Below are 14,468 nucleotides of genomic sequence, written 5' to 3'. Positions count from 1 at the left end.
GTGCAAGGGTTCGAGCAGGGTTCGCGGGCGGCTTGGAAGGCAAGCCCGTGACGTAAGCCCTTGCGGGACGGCGCCCCCATGGTGTTATGGTGCGAGTGGCACGTGTGCTAGCCGCCTCTTCGGCGCCGGTGCCAGACTCCCTCTCCGAATCGCCGCTACGGCGGGATTCGTCGAATCGATGTCAGCGATGCGCCAGGCGGCGCCGACGCGCCGTACCCCGCATCGCTTCTCCCCGGCCACAGGCTTCTCTGGGCTTTCACGGGCCTCTTCGCCCGCCCGCCTCACGGGGCGTGCAGCCACCGCCCCGATCCCGCCGGATCCCACCTCACTCATGCTCTCGTACTTACGTCCTCGAAAGGACCGATTCCGATGACCACCACACTCGAACCCCCCACCACCACAAAGGCGTTCACGACGCAGCCGAAGGAGGTCGCGGTCCAGGCCGCGGGCGTCCTCGACATCTCGGGCAACGGGCCCGGGTTCCTGCGCCTCGCCGACCTCCTGCCGACGTCGCACGACGTCCAGGTGCCGGCCGCCCTCATCCGCCGACTCGGCCTGCGCAAGGGCGACTTGATCCAGGGGACGTGCGGCAGGCCGCGTGTCCTCGCCGAGGTCGACCGCGTCAACGGGCGCCCCGTCCAGGAGCTGCGCGGGCGGCCCGAGTTCGGCGGCCTCACTCCCCTGCACCCGCGGCAGCAGCTGCGTCTCGAAACCGCGAAGGGCGGTGTGACGCCCCGCGTCGTCGACCTGTTCACCCCCATCGGCAAGGGACAGCGCGGGCTGATCGTGGCGCCGCCCAAGACCGGCAAGACGGTCCTGCTCCAGCAGCTCGCCGCGTCCGTCGCCACGAACCACCCCGAGGCCCATCTGATGGTGGTGCTCCTCGACGAACGGCCCGAGGAGGTCACCGACATGCGGCGCTCGGTGCGCGGCGAGGTCTTCGCCTCGACCTTCGACCAGCCCGCGAAGGCCCACATCGCGCTGGCCGAACTGGCCGTGGAGCGCGCCAAGCGGCTCGTCGAGGCCGGCCGGGACGTCGTCATCCTCCTGGACTCCCTGACGCGTCTGTGCCGCGCCCACAACAACACGGCCTCGTCCGGCGGCCGTACGCTCAGCGGCGGTGTCGACGCCTCCGCGCTGATCGGCCCCAAGAGGTTCTTCGGCGCGGCGAGGCTCGCCGAGGAGGGCGGCTCACTCACCATCCTCGCCACCGCCCTCGTCGACACCGGCTCGCGCGCCGACGACTACTTCTTCGAGGAGCTGAAGAGCACCGGCAACATGGAGATCCGCCTCGACCGCAGCCTCGCCGAACGCCGGATCCACCCCGCCGTCGACCTCACCCAGTCCGGCACCCGCCGCGAGGAACTCCTCCTGCCCGAGGCCGAGTTGACGGTCGTACGCGGTCTGCGGCGAGCGCTTCAGTCGCGGGACGGGCACGCCGGGCTCGAGACGCTCGTCGAGCGGATGCGGCAGACACCGGACAACGCGACATTCCTGCGGCAGGTGCAGTCCACCGTTCCCACCGCGTGAGACGGGCGCCGTACACCGTCCCGGTCGATCGGCGCCGCAGGATGCGTAATACTCTCACTATGACTTCGAGCATTACAGCGGCGGGGAGCGCGGGGGACGGCGGGAACATCCGGGTGCGCAGGGCGACGGCCCGCGACGCCAAGCGGCTGACCAGGCTCGTCCGCACGTCCCGCGCCTACGAGGCCCCGTACGCGTCGATGGTGGCCGGCTACCGGGTGGGTCCGGACTACATCGAGGCCCATCGCGTGTTCGTCGCGGTCGGCGCCGACGACCTGGTGCTCGGGTTCTACGCGCTCACGCTGGTGCCGCCGGAGCTGGACCTGATGTTCGTCGCCGACACGGCGCAGGGGCTCGGCATCGGGCGGCTGCTGGTCGCCCACATGAAGGACGAGGCGCGCACGGCCGGACTCACCGCGGTCCGCGTGGTCTCGCACCCGCCCGCCGAGGGCTTCTACCGGAGCGTGGGAGCCGTCCGCACCGGCACGGCCGCCGCCAGCCCGCCCGCCGTGATGTGGGACAGGCCCGAATTGGAGTTCCCGATAAGCTGACGCGCCCGCGCTCCCAGGAGGACACTCTGGGTGGACGAGGAGGCCGGCTTGGACAACGAGGTCCGACACACCGACGCAGCCCACGGCACCGACGCGGTCCACGCGTTCGACGTCACCGTGGAGATCCCCCAAGGCTCCCGCAACAAGTACGAGATGGACCATTCCGTCGGCCGGATCAGGCTAGACCGGATGCTGTTCACCTCCACCCAGTACCCGGCGGACTACGGATACATCGAGGGCACGCTGGGGCGCGACGGCGACCCGCTCGACGCGCTCGTCCTGGTGGGCGACCCGACGTTCCCCGGCTGCACCGTCGAGTGCCGTGCGATCGGCATGTTCGTGATGCGGGACGAGAAGGGCATGGACGAGAAGGTCCTGTGCGTGCCCGCGCACGATCCGCGCCACACCTCCGTGCAGGACATCGAGGACATCCCCGAGTTCGACCGCCTGGAGATCACGCACTTCTTCGAGGTCTACAAGGACCTGGAACCCGGCAAGTCCGCCGAGGGCTCGCACTGGGAGGGCCGTGACCTCACGAACGCGGAGATCGCCGCCGCGCGCCGCCGGGCCGACGGCCAACGGGACTGAGGGACGGAACGGGACCGAAGGACGGAGCAGCCGGCCACGACGGCGCCCACGTGTCGGTGCGCGCCGTCCGTCGCACAGTGCTCGAGAAGGTCCGCGGTCACCGCGTCGACGACGCGGCTCGCGAAGGTCGAGGAACGCTGGGCCGTGCGGACCTGATCCGGCGGGCCGCCGAGGCCGGGACTCCGTAAGGTCGTGCGCGTGAGTGAAGCCAGCGTTCCACCGGCGGCGCCGGCGCCCGTGCCGCGCAGGTTCACCCTCCCCGCAGCCCTCACTGTCCTCACGGTCGTGAGCGGCTTCGTCGACGCGGTCAGCTATCTGGGCCTCGGCCACGTCTTCGCGGCGAACATGACCGGCAACATCGTCATCAGCGGCTTCGCCGCCGCGGGCGCTCCCGGGTTCTCCGTTCTCGGGTCGCTCACCTCTCTCGGTGCCTTCCTCGCGGGAGCCGTGTGCGCCGGGCGGCTGACGGGGGCCTTCGCCGGGCGGGCCAGGGAGACCTGGGTGCGGTCGGTGTTCATCATGGAGGCGGTCCTGCTGGCCGTGGCGACGGCCGTCGCGTTCGCGTGGCCGGGCGGGGCGGCGTACGCGCTCATCGCGGTCCTCGCCTGGGCGATGGGGCTGCGCAACGCGACGGTCCGCAAGCTCGCGGTCCCGGACATGACGACAACGGTCCTCACGATGACGCTGACCGGTCTCGCCTCGGAGTCCTCGCTCGCGGGCGGGACCGATCCCCGGGCGGGGCGGCGGATCGTCTCCGTGGTGGCGATGCTCGCGGGCGCCACGCTCGGCGCGCTCCTCCTGCTGCACCACGGCCTCGGCTGGCCGCTCCTCGTCGCCACCCTGCTCGTGACAGCCACGGCGGTGGCCTACCGCGAGCCGGCCGCCGAGGTGGACGACCTCCGATCGGCCTAGTCCTGCGGGCGCTGACCGCTCGGGCTCACTAGCGTCCTGACCAGGACCGCAGCTCCCCCTGCCGCTGCGGCACAGGGATCGGAGACGCCTCATGTTCTGCCCCATAGCCACCGTCATCACGACGACCGCCTGCCTGACCGCGCTCGCGCCCGGGACCGTGAGCGCACAACAGCCCGTCACAGCGCCCGTCTCGGTGACCGCACCCGGCGAGGTGGGCCGTACCGACGACTCGGTGGGCCTGACCGGCTCGTTGAGCCGCTCGGACTCGGGCGACGGGAACCGCGACCAGGGCTCCGGCAACGGGAACCGCAACCAAGGCAACGGCAACCGCGACCAAGGCAACGGGAACCGCGACCAGGGCTCCGGCAACGGGAACCGCAACGAAGGCTCGTACAACGGCAACCGCGACCAAGGCAACGGCAACCGCGACCAGGGCTCCTACAACGGCAACCGCAACGAAGGCTCATACAACGGCAACCGCGACCAGGGCTCCTACAACGGGACGTCGGACGGCGGCTCCAACTACCGCGGCGCACGCGCCGGGGTCGGCAGCACCGCGGGGGGCGGCGTGGACCTGGGCAGGATCGGCTTCGGCGCGGCGCTCGCGGGCGGGGCCGGCTACCTGCTGTGGCGCAGGACGCGCGCCCCGCACGAGGACTGACGGGTCCATCCGTCAACCGTCGCGCTGAAAGCATGTGCTCGGCACGCCCCTTCTGCCCCTCGCCAACCGCGCGTTGCCGACAATCTCCTTCATTACGACCGGCCGAACGGCACCTGCCCCGACTCCACATCGATGACCCATCACCGCACATCCGGCCGGGGTTGGCTGAAAACAGCCCTCGCCGGTAACGCGGGAGTCGCGCGGGACGGTCTTTCACCGGCCCGCGTGCCGGTGAAAGAGTCCCAATCCGAGCCCGCTCACGCCCGGCCGCGTCCAACACCCGTACGGACAGGCTGATTTGAGGCACTCTCTGCGGCGAGAGTCGTTACCACGGCCCTGTGACGGGCTGGCGACTTCACGACGAACTTCGCCGCCGGGCGCTCTGCGTTCATTGTCCCGGTTCTCTCACCGCGCGCGGTGGCTAGCATGAGCGCCACATACGTGCCGGAAGATCGCCATCCCCTTGGGTGGAGCCGGCCGTGCGGCCGGTCCGAGCCGATCGGCAACGACCTTCCCGCACGCAAGCACCGATGGGACCGCGGAATGCCAGTGCCTGCCCGCCCGAGGCCGCGCCGAACACCCACGTCGCGGCGCTCCACGCTCGCCGCCCCCCTCGCCGTCCTCGTGGTGGCCGGAGCGGCCGTCGGTGCGGTGACCGCCGTGGCTCCACAGGCCGCCCGCACCTGGGTGCTCGTCGCGCTCCTGGTCAGCTGGCTCTGCGTAGCCGCCTCCCTCCTCACGGCCGCGCTGCTCCAGCAGCGGGCCCGCGGCGCCGTGGCCGCCGCCCAGGGTGAATCGCTCGCGCTCCAGCAGCAGTTGACGCAGCGTGGGGCCGAGTCCGCCCATCTCGTGAACGTGACGCTGCCCTCCGTGTCGAAGCGCCTGCGCGACGGCGCGGGCGCCGAGGAGGCGCTCGCCGCCACCGCGCCACCCGCCGATCCCCAACTGCGCCTGGCCCTCGAAGCGTTCACCGCCGAACTCGACGACGCCGTACGGCGCGAGGCGTCCGCCGTGAGCGCCGCGCAGGACTCGGCCGGCCACATCGCCCGGACCGACCGCGACCTGGCCGAGCTGACCACGGCGACCCTGCCGGCCGCCGTCGCGGCGCTGCGCGAGGGCTCCACCGCCGACGCGGTCCTCTCGGGCCTCGGCCTCCCCGACGACGCGCACCTGCGCACCCTGACCGAGTCCTTCGTACGGGAACTCGCCACCAGCGAGCGACGTGCCGCGGCCGCCCAGTCCGCCAGTGCCAAGGCCCTCAGCCGGGTGCAGGCCAAGTCGGTCAGCATGCTCGCCGATCTGCGCGAGATGCAGGACCGCCACGGCGAGGAGGTCTTCGGCGATCTGCTCAGGCTCGACCACAACACCTCTCAGCTCGGCCTGCTCACCGACCGACTGGCCCTCCTGATGGGCGGCCGTGCCAGCCGCGCGTGGAACAAGCCGATCGTCATGGAGAGCATCCTGCGCGGCGCGGTCGGCCGGATCGCCGCCTACCAGCGGGTCAGGCTCCACTGCGCCACCAACACCGCGATCGCCGGGTTCGCCGCCGAGGGAGTCATGCACCTCCTCGCCGAACTCATGGACAACGCGGCGAACTTCTCGCCGCCCATCGACGAGGTCCATGTCTACGTCGAGGAACGCAGCGCCGGGATCGTCGTGACGATCGAGGACAGCGGTCTGAAGATGGCCGACGCGGCCATGCGCCGGGCCGAGGCGGCGGTGTCGGGCCGCGAGACGGACCTGGCCTCGCTCCAGGGGACCCGGCTCGGCCTCGCCGTGGTGGGCCGCCTCGCCGCCAAGTACCGGATGAGCGTGAACTTCCGGCCGTCCTCCCGCGGCGGCACCGGCGTCGTGGTCCTCCTTCCGCCGCAGTTGCTCGCCCAGCAGCGCGAGCCGGCCCCGCAGCAGCAGCCCCCGGTCCGACGCGCCGCCGCCCCGGCCGCTCCTGAGACGGCGCCGGCCCCCGCTCCGCAGGCGCCCGACGACACCACGCCCGGGATCCCCGCCCAGGCGGACCCGCCGCCCGCGACACCGGGCGGTCTGCCGGTACGGGCGCCGGGGCGCACCATGGCCTCGGCCGACCGTGACCGCAAGGACCGCGCCCCCGCCGACGACGCGCCCGCGGAGGAGTCCGCGCGTGCGCCGCGACGCGGCGCCGGTGAGCAGTTCGGCGCCTTCCATCGCTCGCGGCGCGCCCACGAGGAGGCGCCCACCCCCGCTGACGAGCCGCCGGCCGAGTAGCCCGTCCCGCTCCCCGTACGCGCCCGGGCACCGGCGCCCTCATCCCCCGTACGAGAACGTTTGATTGGAGGCACGGGCTGGTGATCCGGTTCGCCGGGCACAACCCGCCCCACACGCCATGCGGACCACTGACAACAGCCTGACCTGGCTCCTGGAGAACCTGCTGGACGGCACGCCCGGGACGCGCCACGCCCTGGTGCTCTCCCGGGACGGTCTGAAGCTGTGCTGGAGCGAGCACCTGACCCTCGACCAGGCCGACCAGCTCGCGGCCATCTGCTCCGGCATCCAGGCGCTCGCCCAGGGCGCCTCCATGGAGTTCGGCGACGGGACGGGCGGTGTGCGGCACTCGATGACCGAGTTCCACGGCGGTCTTCTGTTCATCGTCGAGGCGGGCGAGGGCGCTCATCTCGCGGTGATCGCCGAGGACGGGGCCGACCCGGGTGTGGTCGGCCACCGGATGAGCGAGCTCGTCGAGCAGATCGGCGAGCACCTGCGGGCCGAGCCACGGACAGCCGACGGCGAGAGCGCGTCCTCATGACGCGCGGGACCGTCGACACCGGTGACCCGGACCGGCTGTACACGGTCACGGGTGGCCGCAGCCGGGCCGACGACGACACCTTCGACCTGGTCACCCTGGTCGTCGCCGAGTGCGAGCCCACGCCGGGGATGCAGTCGGAACACGTCCGCATCCTCGAACTGTGCCGCGATCCGGCGGCCGTGGTCGAGATCTCCGCCGAGATGAACCTGCCGATCACGGTGGTGAGGATCCTGCTCGGCGATCTCCTCGCGACGGGCCGTATCACCGCCCGGCATCCACGCGCGGCGCGGTCCGTCGCCTCGCTCCCCGACTCCGCCCTTCTCAAGGAGGTGCTGCATGGACTCCGCAACCTCTGAGCTGCCCTCCCGTACGCCGCTTGCCGACGTCGCCGAGACCGGGCTCAAGATCGTCATCGTGGGCGGGTTCGGCGTCGGCAAGACGACCCTCGTCCGGTCCGTCAGCGAGATCCGGCCGCTGAACACCGAAGAGGTCATGACGCAGGCGGGCGTCGGCGTCGACGAGCCGGCCGCGGTCTCCTCGAAGACCACGACGACCGTGGCGTTCGACTTCGGGCGCATCAGCCTCACCGAGCGGATGGTTCTCTATCTGTTCGGCGCCCCCGGGCAGGAGCGCTTCTGGTTCCTGTGGGACCGGCTGTTCTCGGGGACGCTCGGCGCGGTCGTGCTCGTCGACACCCGGCGGATGAGCGACTCCTGGTACGCCATCGACCGGCTCGAACACCACGGGACGCCGTTCGTGGTCGCCGTGAACAGGTTCGACGACGACGGGACCCGTTTCTCCCTCGACGAGATCCGCCAGGCGCTCACGCTGCCCGAGCACGTGCCGCTGATCGACTGCGACGCGCGCGTCAGGTCTTCGGGCAAGCACGTCCTGATCACCCTCGTCGACCACCTCTACGAACTGGCCATGGCCCGGGAGAAGACACCATGACCGACGTGACCCCGCCGCCCGGCTGCCCCGCCCACCCCGGGGCGGTGGCCCTCAGCGGCCTGGAGTACCAGCAGACCCCCTCGGAGCTGTACCGCTCCCTGCGCAGGGAGCACGGCGCGATCGCGCCCGTCCTGCTCGACGGGGACATCCCCGCGTGGCTCGTCCTCGGCTACCCCGAGGTCACGTATGTCACCAGCCACGACGAGATGTTCGCCCGGGACTCACGGCGCTGGAACCAGTGGGAGCACATCCCGGCCGACTGGCCGCTGATGCCGTTCGTCGGCTATCAGCCGTCGGTCCTGTTCACGGAGGGCGCCGAGCACCAGCGGCGCGCGGGCGTCATCACGGAGGCCCTCGAGGCGGTCGACCAGTTCGAACTCGCCCGCGACTGCGAGCGCATCGCCGACCAGCTCATCGACGCGTTCGCCGGGAGCGGCCGCGCCGAGCTGATGGCCGCGTTCGCGCACGCCCTGCCGATGCGGGCGGCGGTGCAGTTCTGCGGGATGCCCGCGGGCAGCACCGACACCGAGCAGCTGGTGGACGATCTGCGGATCTCGCTGGACGCGGCGGAGGGCGACGACCCGGTGGCGGCGTACGGCCGGGTGGGCGCGCGTATCCAGCAACTCGTCAAGGAGAAGCGGGAGTCGCCGGGTCCTGACGTCACGTCACGGATGCTCGCGCACCCGGCGGGCCTCACCGACGAGGAGGTCGTCCAGGACCTGATCTCCGTCATCGCGGCGGCGCAGCAGCCGACGGCCAACTGGATCTGCAACACGCTGCGTCTGCTGCTGACCGACGAGCGGTTCGCGCTGAACGTGTCCGGCGGGCGGCTCAGCGTCGGTCAGGCGCTGAACGAGGTGCTGTGGCTGGACACGCCCACACAGAATTTCATCGGTCGGTGGGCGGTGCGCGACACGCAGCTGGGCGGTCGGCAGATCCGGGCGGGCGACTGTCTGGTCCTGGGCCTCGCGGCGGCCAACACCGATCCGCAGATCTGGCCCGAGTCGCAGGTGGGCGCGGAGAACTCGGCCCATCTGTCGTTCAGCAACGGCGAGCACCGCTGCCCGTACCCCGCCCCTCTCCTCGCGGACGTCATCGCGCGTACGGCGGTGGAGACGCTTCTGGAACGCCTCCCCGACCTGGTGCTCGCCGTGGAGCCGCACGAGCTGACCTGGCGTCCGTCGATCTGGATGCGGGGACTGACCGCGCTGCCGGTGCAGTTCACTCCCGTGTCGCACTGAGGCCTGCGGACATGAGCGTCCGGGACCGGTCAACCACCGCTCCCGGACGCGTAGTTCACGCCGTCACGGGGGTGAACCGCACCGGCAGGGACTGCGGGCCCCGGGTGAACACCCCTTGTTCCACCGGGTCGAATCCGTCGGCGAGCCGCAGGCCGGGCATCGCGTCGAGGAGCTGGCTGACGCCGGTCTCGACCTCGGCCTTGGCGAGCAGCGCGCCGACGCAGAAGTGGCGGCCGAGCGCGAAGGAGAGATGGTCGGCCGCCGCCGAGAACGCGTTCGTGGCGGTGAGGTCCTTGCGGAAGATGTCGAAGCGGTCGGGCTCCGCGTAGCGGTCCGCATCGCGGTTGGCGGCGCCGATCAGGCAGGTGACGGTCGCTCCCGCGGGTATCGTGCCGCCGCTCACCTCCACGTCGGTCGCCGACTGGCGCATGATCATGTGGACGGGCGGGGTGTAGCGCAGCGTCTCGGCGAAGGCGCGGGCGATCAGCGTGCGGTCCTCGCGGACGGCTTCGAGCTGCTCGGGGTGGGTGAGCAGGTTGGCGAAGATGCTGGCGATGGCCTTGTCGGTGGTCTCACCGCCGGCCGCGAGGAGCAGGCTGCAGAACGCCTTGATGTCCTCGTCGCTCATGCGGACGCCGTCGACCTCGGCCGCGCAGAGCGAGGAGAGCAGGTCGTCGCCGAGGTTGTCCCGGCGCTGCCGGATGATCGGGATCATGTACTCGGCGAACTCGACGCGGGTGCGCTCACCGGCCTCCGCGACGTCCTTGTCACCGGACAGGTTGCCGAGGAACGCGATGACGGTGGTGTACCAGCCGTGGAAGCGCGCGTGGTCCGCCTTGTCCAGGCCCAGCATGTCGGCGATCACGTTGACGGGGAACCGGGTGGCGTACGCGTCCACGAGGTCGACGGAGCCGGTGGCGCGGAACGTGTCGATCAGTTCGCGGGAGTTGCGCTCGATGACCGGCAGGAACTTCTCCTGGAGGTCGCTGCCGCGGAACGCGGGTGCGACGAGGGCGCGACGGACCGCGTGCTCACGCCCGCTGAGCTGCAGGATCGTCTTGCCGTGCACCGGCTCGATCTGCCAGTTGTAGTTGTCGGTCGTGAACTGCGACTCCTTGTCCTTGAAGACGCGCTCGACATCGGCGTACCGCGAGATGACGTAACTCTGCGTGGCCTCGTGCCAGATGAGCGGAGCGTGCTCACGCATGGCCGCGTAGGCCGGGTACGGATTCTCGGCGAACTCCGGCGACAGTATGTCGGGGACCTGTGCGGTGGACATGAAGCTCCCTCGGTGGGTAACAGGCAACGCCCACCAGGTTATTGATCATCCGTCGGCGGAGACAGACCCCCCTCATGGATTCGTCGGTGCAATCGGCGTGGCAGGTCCGGCGCTCCATGGTGTTGCCCGGGGCGGCTGCGGTGACGGCCCCGCGCACCTGCGGCCGGTCGGCGCCGGTCACGTACTCGCGGGGAGGGCCTTCTTACGCACCGATGCGGACTTTCCCGCTCTTTCCCCGGACAGCGAGCGGCTTCTTGCCTCGGGCGGCGAGTGTCCGGACCGCCTCCAGAGGGGGCTGTACGCGTGGCCCGGGTCACTTAAACCGGGTCGAGGCTGTGAGGCGCCCCATAGGGGCCAGATCACATACTAGGCGTGGTAGTAGCGAGCCGGGCCGCCCGACGAACCCCAGGGGAGCCTCCGTCCGGCCATTTCGGACATTCCCTCCGTAGCGGGGTAGTACGTCACATCCTTGCGCCCTCTCTCGGGCATCGCTAACTATGGCTGTCGTCCCGGAGAGCAGGTCGGTACACGAGCGACGGAGCTCGATCCGATCCCCGGGTCAGGACACGGATTCCCACTCCGGTCCGGGTGCCACCGCAATGTTTGTTCGGCGCCTTACGACGTCCCCATGAACATGAAGAGGTAATCCCGCATGACTTTCTCCGCCCCGATCACCGCTGCCGCTCGCCCCACCCGCTTCAAGCGCGCCACCGTCACGGTCCTGGCCGCCGCCGGTCTCGCGGGCGCAGCACTGACCTTCGCCCCGTCCCCCGCGCAGGCCGCCGAGGCGCCGAAGGCCGCTCACACGCTGTCGACCAAGAAGGCCGGCTACGCGAACAACCTGGACGGCTGGATCAAGGAAGCCCTCTCGATCATGAAGGAGAAGGGCATACCCGGCTCCTACCAGGGCCTCCATCGCAACATCATGCGCGAGTCCTCCGGTAACCCGAACGCCGTCAACAACTGGGACATCAACGCGATCAACGGCATCCCCTCGAAGGGTCTGCTGCAGGTCATCCAGCCGACCTTCGACCGCTACCACGTCTCCGGCACCGCCAAGAGCCTGACGGACCCGGTCGCCAACATCACCGCGGCCGCCAACTACGCCGCCGACCGCTACGGCTCCATCGACAACGTCAACTCCGCGTACTGAGTCGTCGTCATCGCAGGCCGTAACTGATCCACGGCACATCACAACCCTCGAACGGAGGGCAGCCCCCATGCCGCACACCAGTGGAGACGAAGGGCACGCGCCCTCAGCCGATGCCCTTGACCACCCCGACTACGGGGCCGCGAACCTGCACCGCTCACGCGGCAGGTCACGCAAGAGGCGGCTGCGTGTCATCACGTACACCGCGCTCGGAGCCGTCCTCGTCGGCGGCGGCGGTGCCGCCTACGCGTGGTCACACCTGAACGGGAATCTCAAGGGCACGGACATCAACGCCGCGCTGGGCAAGAACCGTCCGGACGCGGGCCACGACGGGGCGATGAACATCCTCCTCCTCGGCTCCGACTCACGCGCCGGCACACACGGCAAGTACGGCACGGGCGTCACCGGCGCCCGCTCGGACACGGCGATGGTGCTGCACGTCGACAAGAGCCACAAAATGGCCTCCGTCGTCAGCATCCCCCGCGACACGATGGTCGACCGGCCGCAGTGCGCGAAGCCGTCGGGCGGCACGGCCCCACGCGAACGTCAGGCGATGTTCAACGCTGCCTACCAGGTGGGCGGCCCCGCCTGCACCGTGAAGACGGTGGAGAAGATGTCCGGCGTCCGCATGGACCACTACCTCGAGGTCGACTTCAAGGGCTTCCAGAAGTTCGTCGACGAGCTCGGCGGTGTCGACATCACCACCCACCGGGCCATCAAGGACACCGGCAGCCACCTGTCCCTGAGCGCCGGCAAGCACACCCTCAAGGGTGAGCAGGCCCTGGCCCTCGTGCGGACCCGGCACGCCGTCGGCGACGGCAGCGATCTGGGCCGCATCCAGCTCCAGCAGACCTTCATCAAGGCACTGATCCACCGCGCCGAGTCGATCGGCGTGGTGAGCAACCCCGCCAGGGCGTACGAGCTCGCCGACACCGCGACCAAGACCGTGAGCGCCGACTCCGGTCTCGCGTCCGCGGACAAACTGCTCGGCCTGGCCAAGGACCTGAAGGGCATCAGCCCCGACCACATGAACATGGTCACCCTGCCGGTCAGCTACGACGCCCAGGACGCCGGCCGCGTGCTGCCGCTGGCCAAGGCCTCCCACCAGGTCTGGCAGGCCCTGCGCGACGACCGTCCGATCCCGAAGTCCGCGACCGAGAACTCCGTCGCCGCGCGGACCGACTCACCGGTGTCCGCCGGCGCCTAGGCGCGCGCCGTCACGGCAGGTCGGTGCGGCCCAGCCAGGCCGGCTTCACCGGCACCCCGTCCTCGTACCGGTCGACAGTCGCTCCGGAGGGCGCCTGCGCGATCTCCTCGGGCGGAGCGGTGGTTGGGGTGCCGGCGTGCGCGGCCGCCGGCTGCGGCTCGGGCGCGGCACTGTCCTTCACCAGCTCCGCGACCGTGAACCGGGAACTGAAGGACTGCCAGGCACCGTCGATGACGAGCAGGAATCCGTCGGCGGTGCGGAAGATGCGGCTGCGCTTCGGACTGCGGGGATGCTCCGGCGTATAGCGCCCGATCCGCTCCGCCAGCTCCGCGAGGGCCTGTTCCCGCGAGCCCTCCACATGCCCGAGCACGGACGCCTCCACGTGCTTGCGCTCCCCCGTGCCCACCGTCATCTCGACGATCAGCCCCCAAGTGGCCATGTGCCGCCCCCTTCTCCGCTCGTTCGGCTCACCTACAGCGTAGGGCGCTGCCCACCTGGGCGATCAGCGGTGGCGGGCCGGAACGCCCGCTCGTAGCTTCGCCATATGACCAAGCGACAGATTGCGTACCTCGCATGTACCGCGGCCGTCGTCGCGTCGGGGGTGGCGGCTGCGGCCTCGTCCGCCGACTGGCAGACGGTGCACCGGGTGAACCGGGGCGAGTCGATCCAGAAAGCCGTGAACGCGGCAAAGCCGGGAGACATCATCTCCGTCTCCCCCGGCACCTACCACGAGAGCGTCAGCATCACCGTGTCCGGAGTGACGCTGCGGGGCGCGGGCGCCGAGTCCACCGTCATCGTCCCTGACAAGGCATCCGCCGACAGCACCTGCGCCAAGGCCGGCAACGGCATCTGTGTGACCGGCACGCAGAGCAAGCCCGTCGAGGACGTCACCGTTCGCTCGCTGACCCTTCGTGGTTTCAAGAAGAACGGTCTGTTCGCGACCGGGACCGATCGCCTCCGGGTCGAGAAGGTGACCTCCGAGAAGAACGGCCAGTGGGGCATCGGCCAGGAGAGGTCCGTGCGCGGGGAGTTCCGCCACGACACCGTCCAGGCCAACGGCGACGCCGGCCTGTTCCTGGCCAACACGGTCGACGCCGAGGAGGGGGCCGTGGACTCCAAGGCTGTGATCAGCGACAACCGGCTGCTCGCCAACCGGATCGGCGTCACCGTGCGGCGACTGCGGAACGTGCGCGTCGACAACAACGAAGCGACCGGCAACTGCACCGCGATGTTCCTCGTCGGTGACGAGAACAAGCCGCGCCCCGGGGCGCTGAGGGTGACGGACAACTACGTCCACGCCAACAACAAGTTCTGCGCCAAGACCGCGCGTCTGCCCTTCCTCCAGGGGTCGGGCATCATCCTCACCGGCATCGAGGACTCGCTGGTGGCCGACAACCGTGTCCAGGACAACGTGGGCAAGGCCCCTATGTCGGGCGGCATCGTGCTCGCCAAGAACTTCAAGGGCGCCCTCAACCAGCGCAACGACATCCGCGACAACGTCGTGCTGCGCAACGGCACGGCCGACCTGGCCAGCCAGGACAAGGGCAAGGGCAACACGTTCCGCGGCAACCGGTGTGCGGCCTCCGTGCCCGCCGGAATGTGCTGAGCGTCCGCACCATGCC

General features: G+C 70.5%; 15 protein-coding genes. 13 read left to right on the top strand and 2 right to left on the bottom strand.

Translation table 11 applies throughout. From position 1 onward, the window contains the following. Positions 1-369: 369 nt before the first annotated feature. The 10 genes from rho to ACIPWY_RS18510 all read left to right on the top strand — a co-directional run bounded on the left by rho (position 370) and on the right by ACIPWY_RS18510 (position 9,210). Positions 370-1,530 carry a transcription termination factor Rho gene (gene rho / locus ACIPWY_RS18555; protein WP_362907527.1) on the top strand — a complete coding sequence of 387 codons (1,161 nt, stop codon included), beginning with the start codon at positions 370-372 and terminating at the stop codon, positions 1,528-1,530. A 59-nt stretch (positions 1,531-1,589) separates the two neighbouring features. Beyond that, entirely contained in the window at positions 1,590-2,078 is a 489-nt protein-coding gene (locus ACIPWY_RS18550) for a GNAT family N-acetyltransferase (protein WP_362907529.1), read from the top strand. 48 nt (positions 2,079-2,126) lie between these two features. After that, a complete protein-coding gene (locus ACIPWY_RS18545; protein ID WP_362907531.1) occupies positions 2,127-2,666 on the top strand; it encodes an inorganic diphosphatase in 540 nt (179 codons plus the stop codon). A gap of 198 nt (positions 2,667-2,864) precedes the next feature. Continuing rightward, the gene (locus ACIPWY_RS18540) at positions 2,865-3,578 is read left to right on the top strand and encodes a YoaK family protein (RefSeq protein WP_393700567.1); all 714 of its coding nucleotides are present in this window, start codon (positions 2,865-2,867) and stop codon (positions 3,576-3,578) included. Between the two features lie 91 nt (positions 3,579-3,669). Further along, on the top strand, positions 3,670-4,239 hold the full coding sequence (locus tag ACIPWY_RS18535; protein ID WP_393700565.1) for a hypothetical protein: 570 nt from the start codon (positions 3,670-3,672) through the stop codon (positions 4,237-4,239). Positions 4,240-4,782: 543 nt separating this feature from the next. Further along, positions 4,783-6,480 (top strand): sensor histidine kinase, encoded by a 1,698-nt coding sequence (locus tag ACIPWY_RS18530; RefSeq protein ID WP_401533929.1) that lies wholly within the window; start codon positions 4,783-4,785, stop codon positions 6,478-6,480. A 118-nt stretch (positions 6,481-6,598) separates the two neighbouring features. Next, positions 6,599-7,018: a roadblock/LC7 domain-containing protein gene (locus tag ACIPWY_RS18525; RefSeq protein ID WP_362907536.1), complete on the top strand. Its 420-nt coding sequence runs from the start codon at positions 6,599-6,601 to the stop codon at positions 7,016-7,018. Continuing rightward, positions 7,015-7,374, top strand: a complete 360-nt coding sequence (locus ACIPWY_RS18520) for a DUF742 domain-containing protein (protein ID WP_401533927.1) — start codon at positions 7,015-7,017, stop codon at positions 7,372-7,374. The genes ACIPWY_RS18525 and ACIPWY_RS18520 overlap by 4 nt, the downstream gene beginning before the upstream one ends. Continuing rightward, complete coding sequence (locus tag ACIPWY_RS18515) at positions 7,355-7,969, top strand: ATP/GTP-binding protein (protein ID WP_362907539.1); 615 nt, start codon at positions 7,355-7,357, stop codon at positions 7,967-7,969. The genes ACIPWY_RS18520 and ACIPWY_RS18515 overlap by 20 nt, the downstream gene beginning before the upstream one ends. Further along, positions 7,966-9,210, top strand: a complete 1,245-nt coding sequence (locus ACIPWY_RS18510; protein ID WP_362907541.1) for a cytochrome P450 — start codon at positions 7,966-7,968, stop codon at positions 9,208-9,210. Before ACIPWY_RS18515 ends, ACIPWY_RS18510 begins: the two co-directional genes overlap by 4 nt. A 55-nt stretch (positions 9,211-9,265) precedes the next feature. Here ACIPWY_RS18510 and ACIPWY_RS18505 read toward each other — a convergent pair whose 3' ends face one another. Beyond that, positions 9,266-10,489: a cytochrome P450 gene (locus ACIPWY_RS18505; RefSeq protein WP_362907543.1), complete on the bottom strand. Its 1,224-nt coding sequence runs from the start codon at positions 10,487-10,489 to the stop codon at positions 9,266-9,268. A gap of 652 nt (positions 10,490-11,141) precedes the next feature. Here ACIPWY_RS18505 and ACIPWY_RS18500 point away from each other — a divergent pair. Both ACIPWY_RS18500 and ACIPWY_RS18495 read left to right on the top strand, forming a co-directional pair. Then, a complete protein-coding gene (locus ACIPWY_RS18500) occupies positions 11,142-11,642 on the top strand; it encodes a transglycosylase SLT domain-containing protein (protein ID WP_383883593.1) in 501 nt (166 codons plus the stop codon). A gap of 67 nt (positions 11,643-11,709) precedes the next feature. After that, positions 11,710-12,846: an LCP family protein gene (locus ACIPWY_RS18495; RefSeq protein ID WP_401533923.1), complete on the top strand. Its 1,137-nt coding sequence runs from the start codon at positions 11,710-11,712 to the stop codon at positions 12,844-12,846. A 10-nt stretch (positions 12,847-12,856) separates the two neighbouring features. Here ACIPWY_RS18495 and ACIPWY_RS18490 read toward each other — a convergent pair whose 3' ends face one another. Beyond that, positions 12,857-13,285 (bottom strand): hypothetical protein, encoded by a 429-nt coding sequence (locus ACIPWY_RS18490; RefSeq protein ID WP_362907549.1) that lies wholly within the window; start codon positions 13,283-13,285, stop codon positions 12,857-12,859. 105 nt (positions 13,286-13,390) lie between these two features. Here ACIPWY_RS18490 and ACIPWY_RS18485 point away from each other — a divergent pair, with 105 nt between their 5' ends. Continuing rightward, positions 13,391-14,452, top strand: a complete 1,062-nt coding sequence (locus ACIPWY_RS18485; RefSeq protein ID WP_393700555.1) for a nitrous oxide reductase family maturation protein NosD — start codon at positions 13,391-13,393, stop codon at positions 14,450-14,452. The last annotated feature ends 16 nt before the right edge of the window (positions 14,453-14,468 follow it).

The sequence above is a fragment of the Streptomyces sp. NPDC090032 genome, from assembly GCF_044748025.1.
Classification (GTDB): Bacteria; Actinomycetota; Actinomycetes; order Streptomycetales; family Streptomycetaceae; genus Streptomyces.
This window is presented reverse-complemented; position numbering and strand designations above follow the sequence as displayed.